General features: G+C 33.2%; 10 protein-coding genes. 5 read left to right on the top strand and 5 right to left on the bottom strand.

Going from position 1 to position 17,355, the window contains the following annotated elements; translation table 11 throughout:
- Positions 1 to 40 precede the first annotated feature (40 nt).
- A complete protein-coding gene (gene patD / locus RGRSB_RS01035; protein WP_119259452.1) occupies positions 41 to 400 on the bottom strand; it encodes a heterocyst frequency control protein PatD in 360 nt (119 codons plus the stop codon).
- Between the two features lie 285 nt (positions 401 to 685).
- On the opposite strand from patD, the gene RGRSB_RS01030 reads away from it, so the two are divergent.
- Together RGRSB_RS01030 and crcB are read left to right on the top strand one after the other, a co-directional pair.
- The gene (locus RGRSB_RS01030) at positions 686 to 2,926 is read left to right on the top strand and encodes a RelA/SpoT family protein (protein ID WP_119259451.1); all 2,241 of its coding nucleotides are present in this window, start codon (positions 686 to 688) and stop codon (positions 2,924 to 2,926) included.
- Between the two features lie 48 nt (positions 2,927 to 2,974).
- Complete coding sequence (crcB, locus tag RGRSB_RS01025) at positions 2,975 to 3,358, top strand: fluoride efflux transporter CrcB (RefSeq protein WP_119259450.1); 384 nt, start codon at positions 2,975 to 2,977, stop codon at positions 3,356 to 3,358.
- Between the two features lie 333 nt (positions 3,359 to 3,691).
- Here the strand turns inward: crcB and def are convergent, their stop codons facing one another.
- From def to RGRSB_RS01010, 3 genes are all read right to left on the bottom strand, one after another.
- A complete protein-coding gene (gene def, locus RGRSB_RS01020; RefSeq protein WP_119259449.1) occupies positions 3,692 to 4,255 on the bottom strand; it encodes a peptide deformylase in 564 nt (187 codons plus the stop codon).
- Positions 4,256 to 4,492: 237 nt separating this feature from the next.
- Complete coding sequence (gene bchI, locus RGRSB_RS01015) at positions 4,493 to 5,569, bottom strand: magnesium chelatase ATPase subunit I (protein WP_119259448.1); 1,077 nt, start codon at positions 5,567 to 5,569, stop codon at positions 4,493 to 4,495.
- A gap of 1,471 nt (positions 5,570 to 7,040) precedes the next feature.
- Complete coding sequence (locus RGRSB_RS01010; RefSeq protein ID WP_119259447.1) at positions 7,041 to 7,403, bottom strand: hypothetical protein; 363 nt, start codon at positions 7,401 to 7,403, stop codon at positions 7,041 to 7,043.
- A gap of 933 nt (positions 7,404 to 8,336) precedes the next feature.
- Between RGRSB_RS01010 and RGRSB_RS01005 the strand changes: the two genes are divergently transcribed.
- The 3 genes from RGRSB_RS01005 (at position 8,337) to cysS (ending at position 14,662) form a co-directional block, all read left to right on the top strand.
- Positions 8,337 to 9,116, top strand: a complete 780-nt coding sequence (locus RGRSB_RS01005; protein WP_119259446.1) for an amino acid ABC transporter ATP-binding protein — start codon at positions 8,337 to 8,339, stop codon at positions 9,114 to 9,116.
- 1,061 nt (positions 9,117 to 10,177) lie between these two features.
- Positions 10,178 to 12,010, top strand: a complete 1,833-nt coding sequence (gene thrS, locus RGRSB_RS01000; protein ID WP_119259445.1) for a threonine--tRNA ligase — start codon at positions 10,178 to 10,180, stop codon at positions 12,008 to 12,010.
- Positions 12,011 to 13,219: 1,209 nt separating this feature from the next.
- Positions 13,220 to 14,662 (top strand): cysteine--tRNA ligase, encoded by a 1,443-nt coding sequence (cysS, locus tag RGRSB_RS00995; RefSeq protein WP_119259444.1) that lies wholly within the window; start codon positions 13,220 to 13,222, stop codon positions 14,660 to 14,662.
- Positions 14,663 to 16,691: 2,029 nt separating this feature from the next.
- Here the strand turns inward: cysS and RGRSB_RS00990 are convergent.
- A complete protein-coding gene (locus tag RGRSB_RS00990) occupies positions 16,692 to 17,252 on the bottom strand; it encodes a hypothetical protein (protein WP_119259443.1) in 561 nt (186 codons plus the stop codon).
- Positions 17,253 to 17,355: the final 103 nt, after the last annotated feature.

Raw genomic sequence — 17,355 nt, 5'->3', positions numbered from 1 at the left:
ATAAAAATGGTATTTTTTCCCCGATAATTTTTTAAAAAAGTTATTTGCTTAAAATAACTTGACAATAACCTATCAGTTTTTCAATGTGATTAAGTACAATCTCTAATCGTTGTTCTGTTGTCCTTCGTTTGTGGGAAGACTGTAAAAATAGAAAATCAGTTCTCAACAAGCGCAACATCCGATGGATTTCAGTCTGGATAGATTGCCGAGAAGAGACCGCAGAATTCTCTAAGTTCTCAGTAGTCAATTCTAAAATTTTATTTTGGAAAATTTCTTGTGCCACCTGAAAATTCTGGGATAATCGTCCCGAGTCTATGTCTTTCATCATGACCTGATCTCTGAGCACGATCAAGGAATCTAAGAATTCTTGATAGAATTTTTGATGAGGTTTCGGTAACATGGACAACAGGATCTGGCTAGAATGTATTAAATAGTATTAAACCATAGAGGTCAATTGCATTGGTACTAAATCTTTTTTTAGACTGAAACTGTTTGAGCAAGTATTGATTTTTCTAAGTTAGTCCTTCTGCAGAAGATACAAAAAAAATATGCATTTGGTATTTTGGGCACCTTTTTGATTACCTTTTTTGTTGAATAGTAGTTAATCCTTAATTTCTACAGTAATTTTGTTTTCGGCTACTATATTTATCTTGATTCTGTATCTTATCGCCCTGTTAACCATTCTATGAACCTAGTCACTTATCTTGAACCCAAACATGTTAAACTACCTCTCCCTGACTGGCTGAATCAATGTCTCATTGCCTGTCAATCTGATCAAGATAGTGAAGATATTGGTCTAATCTGTCGGGCGTTCAATTTTGCCTATCAACTACATGAAGGCCAATACCGTAAATCGGGAGAGCCGTATATTGCCCATCCTATCGCTGTAGCAGGGCTATTACGGGATTTGGGTGGAGATAAAGCCATGATTGCGGCTGGATTTCTCCATGACGTAGTAGAAGACACGGATGTTACCTTAGAACAAATTGAGGAACAATTTGGGAAAGAGATACGAAACTTAGTGGAAGGGGTTACTAAGCTATCTAAATTTAATTTTTCGAGTAAAACAGAACACCAGGCTGAAAATTTCCGTCGGATGTTCTTAGCAATGGCTAAAGATATTCGGGTGATTGTGGTGAAATTAGCTGATCGCTTACACAATATGCGAACCCTAGAACACCTTAAACCAGAAAAGCAAAAACGTATAGCTTTGGAAACTAGAGAAATTTTTGCTCCCTTAGCAAATCGTTTAGGAATTTGGCGGTTGAAGTGGGACTTAGAAGATCTATCATTTAAATATTTAGAACCAGGAGCCTATCGAGAAATTCAGTCCCTAGTAGCTGAAAAACGTAGTGATCGCGAAACCCGTTTAGAAAAACTAAAAGAAACCCTACGTCAACGCTTAGAAAGTGTTGGCATTCGAGTGTTGGACTTACAAGCTCGCCCCAAACATCTCTACGGGATTTACCATAAGATGCAGCGACAGCAAAAAGGATTTCATCAAATTTACGATATTGCTGCCTTGAGGATTATTGTCCAAAATAACGAGGAATGCTATCGTTCCTTAGCAGTAGTTCATGATGCGTTTAAACCAATTCCTGGGCGTTTTAAGGATTATATTGGACTGCCCAAACCCAACCGTTATCAATCTCTTCATACAACGGTAGTAGGGTTAACGGGTCGTCCCCTAGAAGTACAAATTCGTACCCTGGAGATGCACCATATAGCTGAATATGGAATTGCTGCTCACTGGAAATATAAGGAGACAGGAGGGTCGCATTACACTACCCTTTCTGAAGAAGATGAAAAATTTACCTGGTTACGTCAACTTCTTGAATGGCAAAAAGATCTCCAAGATGCTCAGGAATATGTGGATACTCTTAAAGATAATCTCTTTGATGATGATGTTTATGTCTTTACCCCTCAAGGAGATGTGGTTGCTTTAGCACGAGGGGCTACGCCCGTTGATTTTGCTTATAGTATTCATACAGAAGTAGGAAACCACATGAAAGGAGCAAGAGTCAATGAAAAGTGGTCAGTTTTAGATATTCCTCTCAATAATGGAGATATTGTAGAAATTATTACCCATAAAAATGCCCATCCTAGTTTAGACTGGCTTAATTTCGTAGTGACTCCCAGTGCGCGAAATCGTATTCGTCAATGGTATAAGAGATCACACCGAGACGAAAATTTTGCCCGAGGACGCGAGATGTTAGAAAAGGAATTAGGTAAAAGTGGCTTAGATGCTTTGCTTAAATCTGATCCCATGCAAAGTGTTGCTGAACGCTGTAATTATCAGTCTGTTGAGGACTTACTAGCAGCTTTGGGGTATGGAGAAATTACCCTCAACCAAGTCGCTAACCGACTTAGAGAAATTACCGTTAATACTCAAGAAGAAGAAATTTTCGATGATAAAACTCGAGCTTCCAACTCTTTTCCTCTTGCTTTATGTTCAGTTAAACAAAATAAATCCCCGATTATGGGCGTTGAAGGGTTGATTTACAATATTGCTGGCTGCTGTCACCCCCTGCCTGGAGAACCCATTATCGGTATAGTAACAAGTGGGGCTAGAGGTATTTCAATCCACTGTCAAGGGTGCTCTAACATAGACGATATACTTGGTGATCGCTTGATTCCAGTTCGCTGGAATCCAACAAAAGATAATGGATATAACCAAACTTATCCCGTGGATATTTTTATTGAAGCTCTTGATCGTGTAGGAATCCTTAAAGATATTTTATCCCGTCTTAGTGACAATAACATCAATGTTCGTAATGCTGGGGTAAAAACCAGTCGTAGTCGGCCTGCAATGATTAATTTGCGAATTGATATTCGTGATCGTCAACAATTAGAATGTGTGATCACCCAAATTCGGAATTTGAGTGATATCGTAAATGTTCACCGTGTCAATAGTGTAGAACTTTGATAAAAGTACTTAAATAAAAGATGGTTTTAGAGGTTAACGACGAAAAAAATGAGATTCCTACAGTTTTTAATAGTATTCTTAGGGGGTGGCTTAGGTAGTTGTTCTCGATATTTTATAAGCCAAATTATTAATAGTGGATTAGGCATCAAACATACCTTTCCTGTGGCAACATTCACAGTCAACATTGTGGGATGTTTCATTCTTGGGATTTCTATCGGACTAACTGAAAGATTTCAATTCCACTCGGGTTGGATATTATTGTTAGCGACGGGATTTTGCGGGGGATTTACTACTTTTTCTACTTTTTCTTATGAAAACCATCTTTTGTTAAGAAACAACGAATATTTACTAGGATTGAGCTATATATTAGCTAGTTTATTTTGGGGTATTGCTGCAACTTTTTTTTCTATTTTTTTTATGAAAAGATTTTAAAAATTAATTTCTAATCACTACCTACAAAGCAAAACAGGAGTTATTATAAATCGACACTCTCATCGTTAAACTTAACTTAACGATGAGAGTGTCGATTATTTTATTTTGACTGTTCCGCACAACGAACAAAAAAGAACCGTTGAGGAAGTGCTAGTAACCAGAATATTACTTGTGATCATTTGGTCCAATTAAAGACTTGTAACGACAGTTCAAAGATAGGACTGACGCCTACAATTACAGTAATAAACAACCCCAATAACAATGATCTACTTTCATATTAAAGGCACAAAAATTACTCTCTGTTAGTGACAGTATTAATCAATTAGTTATTGGTTATTTTACCGGTTCTATAGCTTGTGGAGAAAATCCATTTTTTTGTAAAGCTTCTGTTAGTGCTAAACCATTATCAACTCGATCAACAAACATTACCCCATTAAGGTGATCTATTTCATGCTGAATAACCCGTGCTAATAAATCAGTTGCTTGTCGCTTGCAAGGTTTTCCTTGTTCATCTTTAAAAGATACTTCAACCACTTTAGGACGAGTCACATCTAAATAAACCCCTGGAATACTTAAACAACCTTCTTCAAATAGGGATAATTCTTCAGAAACACTGGTAATCTTAGGATTAATTAAGACCACGGGTTTATTGGTAGGGTCATCAGGAACACAGTCTATAACAATTAATTGTTTATGAATTCCTACTTGAGTTGCAGCCAAACCAATTCCATGAGAACTATACATAGTTTGCAGCATTTCTTTGACTAATTTGCGCACGGAGTCATCGACTCTCGCAACACGTTTAGCCGGTTTACGTAAAATACGGTCACCCAAATAGTGAATATCTAACGGAGGATTTTCTAACTTTTCTTTTTCTACAGCGATTACAGAAGTCATAGGACTTTGAGCAGGTCAATGTTCAAGCAATTCCCTAATTCACCTTGATCTTAACGGATTTTTCTCGATTTAGCTAAACTAAGATTATGGAGGAACTATGAGAAGTGGTACATATAATTCATGACGAGAATAAAAAACTTGCAAACCTCTAACCTCCCTAATTCTATTGTAGTGGAGAACATACTTAAAAAAGATCCAAACTTCTTATAGTTCACTCAATTTATACTTTATCCCGTCTTAATGTTCTTCCATTTCTAAACCAAACACTCGATTAAAGGTTTGATTAACTTTATAGCCAGAATCAATAGCTTCAAGAGGATCTTTGCGAAGTCGGTGACGTAAACACAAGACGATAGTACGACCGACATCATTTACAGTAACATCTGTCCGCCCTTCAAAGGCAGCTAATGCTTTAGAAGCACGGTTGGTAACAATGTCTCCTCTAAGTCCATCCACATTGAGTTCCGAACAAACTTCAGAAACTTTAACCCGCAATTCATAGTCGATATTAACCTGTTTTAGGAGTTTTTGAGCTTCAACTAAGTGATTTCGCAGTTTTTCTTGTTGGGGTTGATATTCTTTATGAAATTTCTGGGGATCTTTATCAAATTCTGAACGTTGTTCTACAATTTTTACTCTCAAGGCTGGTTCCTTTATAGTATGAATTTCTGCGTGCATTCCAAAACGATCAAGCAATTGAGGTCGTAATTCCCCTTCTTCTGGGTTTCCTGAGCCAACTAGAACAAACCGCGCGGGATGACGAATAGAAACACCCTCCCGCTCCACTGTATTCCAACCACTCGCTGCCGAATCAAGGAGGACATCTACAAGATGGTCATCGAGCAAGTTAACCTCATCCACGTAGATGATGCCACGGTTTGCTTTAGCCAAGAGTCCAGGTTCAAAAGCTTTTACTCCTTCTGAGAGAGCCTTTTCAATATCGATTGAACCACAGACTCTATCTTCAGTGGCTCCCAAAGGAAGATCTACTATCGTAACTTTTTTGCTAGCGACTTGGAGAGGAATATTTTCTCTAAGTTGTTGACGAACGCAATCACTCATCAAGTCAGGATCATTGGGGTCAGAGTTGAAGGGATCATCAGCTACCACGTCAATTTTAGGAAGCAAGTCTGCTAATGCACGAACAGTAGTGGATTTTCCAGTTCCACGATCACCCATAATCATTACACCACCGATTTTAGGGTCAATGACGTTGAGCAGCAAGGCCAATTTCATCTCTTCTTGGCCAACAATAGCAGTGAAGGGAAAAACAACGCGACGAATTTTCGTAGATGCCTCAAGAGTTGCAGTCATCAAAATTATCTAAAATTTTGGTTAATTCAGTTTTACATGACTATCATGTAGCCAACGTCTTCCATTGTGCCATATTGTAGAAGTATCAGAGGTATAGAAGGTATAGAAGATGTAGAAGGTAGGGAAAAATTAATTGATAATATTCTTTGTTTTAGTCTAGTTTAATGGGTATTTCATCTTAATGAGCCCCAAAATTTAGAAACCCATTGCATACACAATTAAGCAAGTAGCAAGCTACGGAGTGGAAATGTACCGAATATGGAATACAGTGTCTAAAACCAGAAGAAAATCTTTTAAAGCTTAGTGTTAAAGAGAGAAAAGCCAGAACATTACGAGTCTACTATAGTAATTATGATCTAGCTGATTCTGAATCCTAAATAATCTTCACCCACTTTATTTGTCATGTCACATTAGTTTTTATCAAAGAAAAGAGAAAGTATTCCACTGGGACAATTGTCTTTGTCTTCACTTAACTAACATAAATATTTCTTACTGTTTGCTGTTTTATAACAATTATCTTTTTTTTACTTTTAAAGATAAATTAAAAATAATAAATGTCAGAAAAATTTATAATTTTTGAATACTATTTTCTATTATTAGATTTATTTTAGAACTAATTATATCTCATTTTTTTGCTAAAAATTTAGGTATAATTAGTGCAAGATTATGTCAAACTTAAAGTTTTTTGAGTCTATAATATTTAGTTAAATAGTGGTTTTGATTTTAATTAAATAAGAGATTTTTTTATTAGGTGTTGCTCTAGTTTTTGCTCATTGCTACTACTTCGACTAAGAATATTTTATTAATTCTAACTCTGTGGTTATTTATTCAGGAACTATTATTCTCACTTGCTATAGCTTTTTAGAAAAGATTCCGGCAAATAAAAATAGACATTTATCTCTAGAATTTAATATGATAGCTATACGCAACCACAATAAAAATTTATTAATTTCAGCTGGAATAAGAATTGTTGACTAAGTTCGACCAATAGATCAGGATTCCCAGTTAGTGTCCATAGAAATTACCATTGATCATAGTAAATGATTGTTTTTTAGTACAACTTCAAACGTTATCTCTACAACAAAAACTGTCAATCAAAGGGCAAGTATTAGTAATTTTATGACAAAAACTTTTGCTGAGGTGAGAAGTATACAATGATTGTAAGAACTAGAAATAAGCACTACATTGATGTTTTACCAGTATTAGAGGAAAAGCCTTTGGTACATTAATCAAAATGAATGTTACCAGAAGAGAAAATTATTAGTTTAATCGTCTATTGAACATAGCTGAAATTTAACTTTTACTTTATAGTCTGGTTTAACCGAATCATCATAAACTATCCGCCAAAGTCTTGGTATTAATAATTTTAGTGAAATTCTCTTTACCACTCGTCCAAATTGTTTTTAGTAAACTCTCAAAAGCAATTGAATTAAATGTAAGATGGACAATGCCCACCTTACTGAGTTTTCTTTCAAAGAGAGTCTTGATAAATTCGTCCTTTTTTAACGGGAATTTTTAAGGAAGTTCCTTCGCCAGCAGGGGGATAGATCTGAATTTTTCCGTTCTCAGTAAAATTTTTTAAATAGAATCCCAGGGCTGCAATATGTTTAAGAATGCGTAAATTGGTCGAATGATCAGGACAGGTGATCACCAAAGTTAAGACATTAGAGGAACTGGTAAGATACCAGCCACATTGAGACAATAAGGTCTGGAGTGAACGATCACAAGATTCGTAGAAATATTGACCGATGATTTCATCAAGTTTCCGTCGCAGTCCGAAGTCCGTCGTACTTTGCAGAGGTAAGTCTTCGGGGGAAAGGAAGGGAGTATTCATGAGAAGTATGAGTTAGATATCGGTTATCTTCTCTATTATCTAATGTTGGCGGCTACTTATAAAGAAAGTTATTATTATTCAATATATTTTTCTAAATGTAATGTGACAATTTTATTCTTATTCTTGAATAAAAAAATCAATAAAAAGTAGTAGGTAATGGTCAAATAGATAATATATAAAATATTAAATTTATATTTTTTGCTTTAACTTATCCTTTATAATTTTGTTTTTTCATTCTAATTAACTGTATATTTTAGATTCAACCAAGTTCTTATCTATCTCTAAATAGAATGATATTAATACCTTGATTGTTATTTTGTTTAAAATCGTAAAAATTTGACTAGCTGTCTACAGTGTATTATTATTTAGTGGTAGGTAAAAATATAAAATTTTAGCTTAGCTTTTCACTATAATATTTTTTATATTCACTATAATGTCTTTTACATTAGATACGTTTGTGTTCCTCTCACTATCTTGTTTTCCGATATCCCATTGCAGATATAACATAACTTGACTTAAACTTTAAAAAAATTGATATTCCTGCACTTAAAAGTAAATAATTATAAATTTTAGAGTCTTGTTCAATCAAAGTTGAAGTCTTAATTGCGATTGTGCTCTTGCCGTTCTATGATTTTGGGGAATGGAATTGATCAGAATTTTACAAAAATAAATAAAAAGTTTTATCCTATGTGATGAGTTAGAATTCATCTATTGACTATTTTGTTCTCTACACTCTTAGGAGATGAGATGAAACAACGAGAGGTAGATCGTCGGCTTTTATTTTAATCTACAATTTATATTCCTCTTTTTGGTTCTGGCACTTTGTATTGTTCTTTGTCCTCAAACGAGTTTACAGTGAAAGTTTGAGAATTTTGCAATATGAGAGTTTTGCAATACAGTGGTAAAAGGACAAATAATCGCTGCTTAAAATCGATGACTCAATCTGTCAAAAATAACAATTTATATTTTCGTTCTGAAAAAAAACCTATCATCATTGCTCAAGATGTAGAGAAATGGTATGACAATGACTTTCATGTGTTGCGAGGGGTCAGTCTTCAAGTCAACCCCCAAGAAGTGGTGGTCATTATGGGACCGTCAGGGTCAGGGAAATCTACTTTCATTCGCACTTTTAACGCTCTAGAATCTTATCAAAAGGGTAATATCATTGTTGATGGGGTGGAACTTTCCCATGACCTTAGAAATATTGAAACTATTCGTAGAGAAGTGGGAATGGTGTTCCAGCAATTTAATCTATTTCCCCATCTAACAGTTCTTAATAACGTTACTCTAGCTCCCGTCTGGGTTCGCCACCAAAAGAAAGAGAAGGCGGAAGTGACAGCCCTGCAATTACTCGAAAAGGTGGGTATTCTTGAACAGGCTCATAAATATCCAGGTCAATTATCAGGAGGACAACAGCAGCGGGTGGCGATTGCCCGCGCATTAGCCATGCAACCCAAGATTATGTTATTTGATGAACCTACTTCTGCTTTAGATCCGGAGATGATCAAAGAAGTGTTAGACACCATGCGGAGTTTAGCTGATTCCGGAATGACCATGGTATGTGTCACCCATGAAGTAGGATTTGCAAAAGAAGTAGCTGATCGTGTAGTATTTATGGATAGAGGAAAAATTGTTGAAGTAGCGACCCCTGAAGAATTTTTTAATAACCCTCAAGAAGAAAGATCTCAACAGTTTTTATCTCAGATTTTATGATTTTTGATAGTATTGTTTTTATCTCATAATCAATTGGATCATTATTCAATGATGGACCCATATTCTCTTTTCAATTAAGAGAAGATACTAGGGTTAGGTTGACATATTTTTTAGACTTTGTCCTATCAATTTATTTAACAAGAGAGTTCCCTTCAATTTAAATACTGATGTAATATATTTACATCACAATACTACAGGGAATTATAATATACACAAATGTAAATATTAACAACGTTTTTAGCTTGTCTTATCCTATCTTTTCAAATCTATATTTCAGCTCATTGAATTTCAAATAATTGATCTAAATTATGTTAAATAACAATGATTCTACAGGACCTGTTGTGTTAAGTATACAAAATTATAAATTTAAAAACAAAGATTTGATCACTCATCATAGATTTACCAAAAGATATTTCTTTATGTAAAAATGTATTTTAGCATGGTTTTGTTCGAATTAAATTTTGCTAAATTAAATATTTTATGTAATTTACACCTACAGCACCAAATGCTCAGTCTAATTTAAGAGATGAGATTACAAATATATAAAAACTTATTATTTATGATTTTTCAATTATACCTACTCTAGGAATAGTTCGATTTATTCAAAAGGGCAGATTCTATAATAACTTGTGTTTGTTACAGTTCGGCTATCATAAAACTTTATCATACTTTAAGGACAATTAAAACATGATATCAGTATTATTAAAACTTACTTACTAGTATCTAAAAGCTTACTCACTATGCCCAAAAACTGTGTAATAATTGGGACGATGTAAAAATTAGGTATCGAACTGAAAAATAAGTGTCTACTTTGACCAGATAACAACTCAAGTAACAGCAGAAAGTATTAACAATAAAATCGAAATTAATCAAAGGGAGGATTTATGGATTAAGAACTTTTGTCGATCTTTAGCTTAGAAGCTTATCAATTTGATATTTAACCGGCTGAATTCACATCATCATAATTCTATCAAAATAATGAACTTAAAGCCGTTCCTACGTTCTCTATTCCCTAACACACAATAAACTAGATAAAGAATTATATAAAGAGTATGAAGTAAATGGTTAACCAGTCGACTGCTAACCTTAAAGTATCCCAAGAAGTAACTCCCATAAAACTTCCCCGTACCAGTGAGTCTGATAATGTGAAGCGTATTCGCCATACAACCTCTCACATTATGGCTATGGCGGTTCAGAAACTTTTCCCTAAAGCGCAAGTAACCATTGGACCTTGGACCGAAACAGGGTTTTACTATGACTTTGATATTCCTGAACCATTTACCGAACAGAACCTCAAGGCCATTAAAAAAGAAATGGTTAAAATTATTAAACGTAAACTCCCCATTATCCGCGAAGAGGTGACTCCAGAGGAAGCGAAAAAACGTATTACCGACCTCAAAGAACCCTATAAACTCGAAATACTTGAAGGACTAAAACCTCCTATTACTCTTTATCATTTAGGAGATCAATGGTGGGATCTTTGTGCGGGTCCCCATATGGAAACTACCGGAGATATTCACCCCCAGGCATTTGATCTCGAAAGTGTGGCTGGAGCTTATTGGAGAGGGGATGAAACAAAAGCGCAACTGCAACGTATTTATGGGACTGCCTGGGAAACTCCTGAACAACTGGCCGAATATAAACGACGAAAGGAAGAATCATTAAGACGAGATCACCGTAAATTAGGTAAAGAACTAGGGTTATTTATTTTTTCTGACCTTGTTGGACCAGGGTTACCTTTGTGGACTCCTAAAGGAACTATTATTCGGCTTGCCCTGGAAGATTTTCTGAAGAACGAACAAATCAAACGTGGTTATCTTGGGGTAGTAACCCCTCATATTGGTCGAACCGATCTCTTCAAAATTTCGGGCCATTGGCAAAATTATAAAAAAGACATGTTTCCTATGATGGCAGAAAATGCTGAGGAAACAGCGCAAGAAATGGGATTTGTTCTTAAACCAATGAACTGTCCTTTTCATATCCAAATTTATAAAAGTGAGTTGCGTTCCTACCGCGACTTACCGGTTCGGTTAGCAGAATTTGGTACAGTTTACCGATATGAACAATCAGGAGAATTAGGAGGATTAACCCGTGTTCGTGGGTTTACTGTTGATGATTCTCATTTATTCGTTACTCCTGATCAACTAGACGCAGAATTCCTCAATGTGGTTGATTTAATTCTTACCGTCTTTAAGAGTTTGCAGTTAAATAATTTTAAGGCTAGATTAAGTTTCAGAGATGAGGATTCAGGCAAATATATTGGGTCTGACGAAGCTTGGAAAAAATCTCAAAATGCTATTCGTCGTGCTGTACAAACTCTGGAAATGGACTATTTTGAAGCTCCGGGAGAAGCGGCTTTTTATGGTCCTAAATTAGACTTTATTTTTCAAGACGTTTTGGAAAGAGAATGGCAATTGGGAACAGTTCAAGTTGATTATAATTTACCCCAACGATTCGAATTAGAGTATATAGCAGAAAATGGAACTCGTCAACGTCCAGTAATGATTCACCGCGCACCTTTTGGCTCTTTAGAGAGATTAATTGGTATTCTAATAGAAGAGTATGCTGGAGATTTTCCTTTGTGGTTATCTCCTATTCAAGTGCGTATTTTACCTGTCAGTGATGTTCAGTTAAATTACACTAAAGAGATAGCAAACAAGATGAAAAAATTAGGCATTCGCGCAGAAGCAGATACCTCTGGAGAAAGACTGGGTAAAATGATTCGCAATGGGGAAAAACAAAAAATACCTATAATGGCAATTATTGGTTCAAAAGAAGTTGAGTCTAACAGTTTAAGCATTCGTACTCGTACATCAGGTGAATTAGGGCAAATAGAAGTTTATGAAGTGATAGAAAGGTTAACTGAAGCTATCACTAATCATACTAATTTCTAAACTTGTGGGTGGGTATTGCTCACCCTAAATTGACTAGATTATTAATTAATTTTAAAGATAATTTAGTCTATAAAAGATGTTATAAAGATATTATTTTGAATATAAAAAATGTAAAGATAAAATTTGATTATCAATCATAAGTATATAAAGAGCCATAGCTATAGCACTATACAAAAATATTGAAGTAAAATCTTTCTTGTTTAGGACTTTGTCTAGTCAAATTATTTTTTTCAAAAATGTTCCTAATTTTTGATGTATATGAATCATACTTTATTGACTTATATTGTTCTCTTATAATTGAGCTATCTTTTTAAGATTAAATTTTTATACATTCTCGATTGTACAATGTACTAAGTCTTTATTTATTAGTAAATATAGTATAATTTCTTATTTTCTACTATCTTAAACTGTAAATATAAAAGGCTGCTAATAACTCCAAATAAACGATAGACTTTAATTTTTCGTGTCTTCTTTGTACTGTTTTAATAACTTTCTATTATAGATTATACTTGCAATATGATCAGTATAACTAATAGTACTCATTAGACTGTGTTACGACTTCTTTTTTGAGTAGTAACACAGTCTAATATTTTTACGTAGAACTTTATTTTAGAAATAAATAGTTTTATTTTAAAAAATAACACTATGTTAGAAACTTTTAAAAAAGTAAATGAACTTTTAACTAACACCGAATTTACTTAGAGAATCAGAAAATTTTTTAGTCTGAGAAGCTCTAGTAAAACTTAAAATCAATAGATATGTCAGTTAACGTAAATTTTATACTAATTTTTAACCTAGTTAAAATAACTTACATTATAGCCATTCTTAATTCATAAGAATATCTCACTAAATAATTACCTTTGTTTTAAGTTATTTAAGTCAAGATTTTTTATTTTAAATTAAAGGTATCAGCTTATCAAGTTGTCACTATAAAGTTAGTTTCATAGAAATTGATCATTTTTGTTGCTTTATAGAGTTATATTATTCTATCTCTAGAACTTATAAGTTAAACTTTCGCTAAGTCACAAAATTAAGTACATGTTCTTTATTTCATCGATTTTCAAAACATCGATTGTTAAAACTTTGTTACGATAACTATGAAATGGATTATTCTCTTAACCTTCTTAAAGATCCTCAGTCCGATGATAGCATTATAAATAGTTAGACATCCTTAACTGTAACTATTAACTGTCAAGTATAAACCCACCAATGACACTAACCATTTATAACACTCTAACCCGTAAAAAAGAACCTTTTGAAACCATTGAGGATAATAAAGTCCGTATGTATTGTTGTGGTATTACTGTTTATGACTATTGCCATTTGGGTCATGCTAGAACCTGTATGGTGTGGGATGTAGTGCGGCATTACTTACAATGGTGTGGTTATGACGTAACTTACATTCAAAATTTTACAGATATTGACGATAAAATTATTAGTCGGGCACGTAAAGAGGGGTTATCAATGGAATTAATTTCTAAACAGTTTATTGAAGCTTATTTTGAGGACATGGAACGTCTTCATATTAAACAGGCAGATGTTTACCCTCGTGCGACTCATACTCTCAATGGTATTCAAAACTTAGTATCTCAACTCGAACGAAAAGGTTATGTTTATGAATCTGGTGGAGATGTTTATTATTCAGTACGGCACTTTCAAGACTATGGGAAACTCTCAGGTCGAAAATTAGAGGATTTACAGGTAGGAGCTAGTGGAAGAATAGATTTAGAAGAACTTGAAACAGCCAAAAAAAAAGATCCCTGTGATTTTGCCGTTTGGAAAAGTGCAAAACCAGAAGAACCGTCTTGGGAATCTCCGTGGGGAAAAGGTCGCCCAGGGTGGCACATTGAATGCTCTGCGATGGTTTTAGAACACCTAGGGGAAACTATCGATCTTCATGTCGGGGGAAGTGACTTAATTTTTCCTCATCATGAAAATGAAATTGCCCAGTCAGAAGCAGCGACAGGAAAACCTTTAGCTCGTTATTGGATGCACAATGGTATGGTAAAAGTAGAAGGCGAAAAAATGTCTAAATCCTTAGGAAATTTTATCACTATTCGGGATTTATTAAATAAAATTCATCCAATGGCAATGCGACTGTTTATTCTTCAGACACATTATCGTAAGCCGGTAGACTTCACTGATGATGCATTGAAAGCAGCAACCAATAGTTGGCACACTCTTCAAGAAGGGTTACTTTTTGGGTATCAATACGGATCTCAATTAGGTTTTTCTGTTTCTAAGTCTTCCTCTACTTTAAAAAAAAGATTTCAAGAAGTAGTTGATGATGACTTTAACTTCGCAGGTGGTTTAGCGATATTATTTCAAATTGCTAAAGAATTACGTAGGGCAGGCAATATTTTAGTACACCAAGGAAATACAGACACTTCACCTAAAGTCTTAGAAAAACAATGGAAAACTTTATTGGAATTAGCACAAGTTTTAGGACTAGAAGTTGATAAACATGGGAGCGAAAAAAAATTAAGTAATAAGTTAGGTGATGGAGAAATTGAAGATTTGATAGAACAACGAAAAAGGGCCCGTAAAAGTCAAAATTATGTTGAAGGTGACCGTATTCGAGATCAGTTAAAAGATCAAGGTATTATTTTAGTTGATCAACCTGGAGGTGTAACAAATTGGTATCGTAGTTAGACTCAAGATATTGCTAAAAAATGAAAGATAAATCATTAATAATAAAAAATATAATTTTATCTTAAAAAGATAAGTAATTATAATAAAAAAACTTGAAATTCATATTGGCATTATGGACTTTGAGAGAAAAAAACAAAAGTGTTACAGTAAATTTAGAAAAAATAAACATAAATGTATTATGTTACAGTACAAGTTATTAAAATAAGAGAAAATAATAGTGTTATTGGTGGTAGTATAAGAAATATTTAAGTTTATAAAAAGAAAATTAATGTTATGTTATTTTATAACAACTAACCGTAATAAGTATAAAAAAGTAACTATTTTAAGTATTTTTTGTAGTATATAAATAACTGCTATTAACTGTTTTACAGCAAATATAGTAATCAAATTTAGAAACAATAATGTTAATTCTATTTTTGCTAAGGAATATAGGAATTAAACTAATGAGTGACTTTACTGTACAACAAAATAAAGATAAGTCTATATTGTTATTAGGAAAAGACAAGTTATTTTTTCTAAAATAGAATTCTAATAGGGAAACTTCTTTACTAAGAAGAAGAGCGGGTGCTGCTTTAGCTAAATTACCTTAAATTTGTTATACGTAAAGTTAACACTATAACTGTAATTGCCAAGAAATACAGACTATTTAACGAGTAAAGTATTGTCTAGTCTTATCGGATTATCTTTATTTTGTTTTGTTAATATACGTACTTAATTTTAAGGAATATTCTCGACTAATTCCTTATTTATTCCTTTTTTTATTATTGTTGTTATTGAGCATGCTACTTGTTTCTCAAATTAGATAAACACTCATAATTAAAGAAAATCTCAAAAAATAATTAATTAGACAAAAATTTAGGTCTTGCACTATAATCTTTTTATATAAAAACTAGACACTAGATAATAGTTGCTAAAGGTTTTTCTTCTCAAAAAGAAAACCTTTAAGAGTTGAGCTAAATAAAATTTTAACCTTAATTTAAGGTAATTTAAACGAGATCAAAAAATATACTTATTATTCTAAATATCTAGAGTTTAAAAAAATGAAGTATTAACTTTAGCTTTTAGATAATATAAAAAACAATTTTTTAAAAACTTATTGAAGTCCTAGTTATTTAGCTAGAGGTGCTCATAAAATTAGCTGAGGGAATATGCAGATTTAGCTTTTTATCCGTCGCTATATCTTAACCATAGATACTATGAGGTATTGATAACCTTAGTATGAATTATCACTATATAATGTATCTAAATTTAGGAAAAAATAAATTAGCTACGCTACTAATTATGGCTACTATTGCTCCAATAGCTAAAGAACAGTTAATAAAATATTGAAAATCAAGCTGTTTATTTATTCACTTTAATTAAGCTAGTTTTACCTCTATTTTGATTATTATATTTATTTTGATTGATTGTATAACTTTTCTTCAATGCCTTTAAAAACTTCTGTGATCTAATAAGAACTATTCCTTTTCAACTCATAGATTAGAATACCAATTAGATACAATTAATATTGATTTAACGTTATCTGTTTTTTCTTCATAAATTGCTTTATTTATTAATATAAGCCAGCTAATTAATATTCTAAGTTATTTAATTCTTTTCTGATCTGTCTTGACTCTAGATACAATTGAGCTTTGAGCACGTTGAACAGTAAACCCAAGATAATTAATGAGGAGGGAAAAGGTTAGCTAATAGATAATATTAATGATACTAACTTTCAATAGATAAAAGCTAATTAATTAATAATTGGTATTTGTTCACTGTCTTCTGTTATTTAGTTCGCAAACTATCTAGCTCAAGGAAGAGTAAAGACTAAAGTATCTAAATCAAGAAAATAAATAAAGTTCGGTAAACACTTCAAATTTCCCTGCTCTAGCACTAGAATAAGGCATAAATGTAACTAAGCAATTTTATAAAATTTCTGGCAGATTCTCTAAAGCAGATAAAATTTGACCAATTTTTTTAAAGGTTTTTTAACTTAAAATCTGATCAATTTTAACCGTCGGGTTGATGCAAATCTAGCTAATTTATCCTAAATAAAAATTAATTTTAAGAAATTGTATTCCTCAGTAATAATATCTGACCTGAAACGATACCACTGATAATTATTAATTTCCGAATTTGCTGTTAGTCTTTTTAAGATAGCTGGCATTACGAAGGTTCGCAATTTAATATATACACAAAGAGTCATAATTAACTGTATATGAGTGCAATAGACATCAACTTTTACACCAGTTTTATTGAGTAAATAACGGCTCAGTCCATTTGCACAAACGATAGTGTGTTGACTACGATATGTTCTAGTAGCTGTGATCACTCCTACGGTATAATTTTTTGGTGTTGATAGTTGTTCAACCAACTCAAGTTGGCTCCCTTCTTCGAGTTGAACAAAAGCTTGGAAATATACTTGATTGGTTTTCTGAAGATGAATATATCTATGAGGTAGATTCAGTTCCCCAGAAATAGAACTTGAATTTAAAAGGAGTTTCAATTCGCACACTTTTTGAAAATTTAAACGTTGAGGACAAATCGCAAATTCATTATGATTTTGAGTCACCGCTTTGAAATTATCTTCTGCCCGAATTGCTAACAATCAATCAAGTTTTTAAAACGTATATTTGTACCTAATTATTCTGATAAATTACGACTGGTTTCAATTTCTTCATAACAAAGTTAACGTGTTTATTGATCGGGAA

Origin of the sequence: cyanobacterium endosymbiont of Rhopalodia gibberula, assembly GCF_003574135.1 — a bacterium.
GTDB lineage: Bacteria > Cyanobacteriota > Cyanobacteriia > Cyanobacteriales > Microcystaceae > Rippkaea.
The sequence above is the reverse complement of the archived record's forward strand: the minus strand, read 5'-3'. Positions and strand labels throughout refer to the sequence as shown.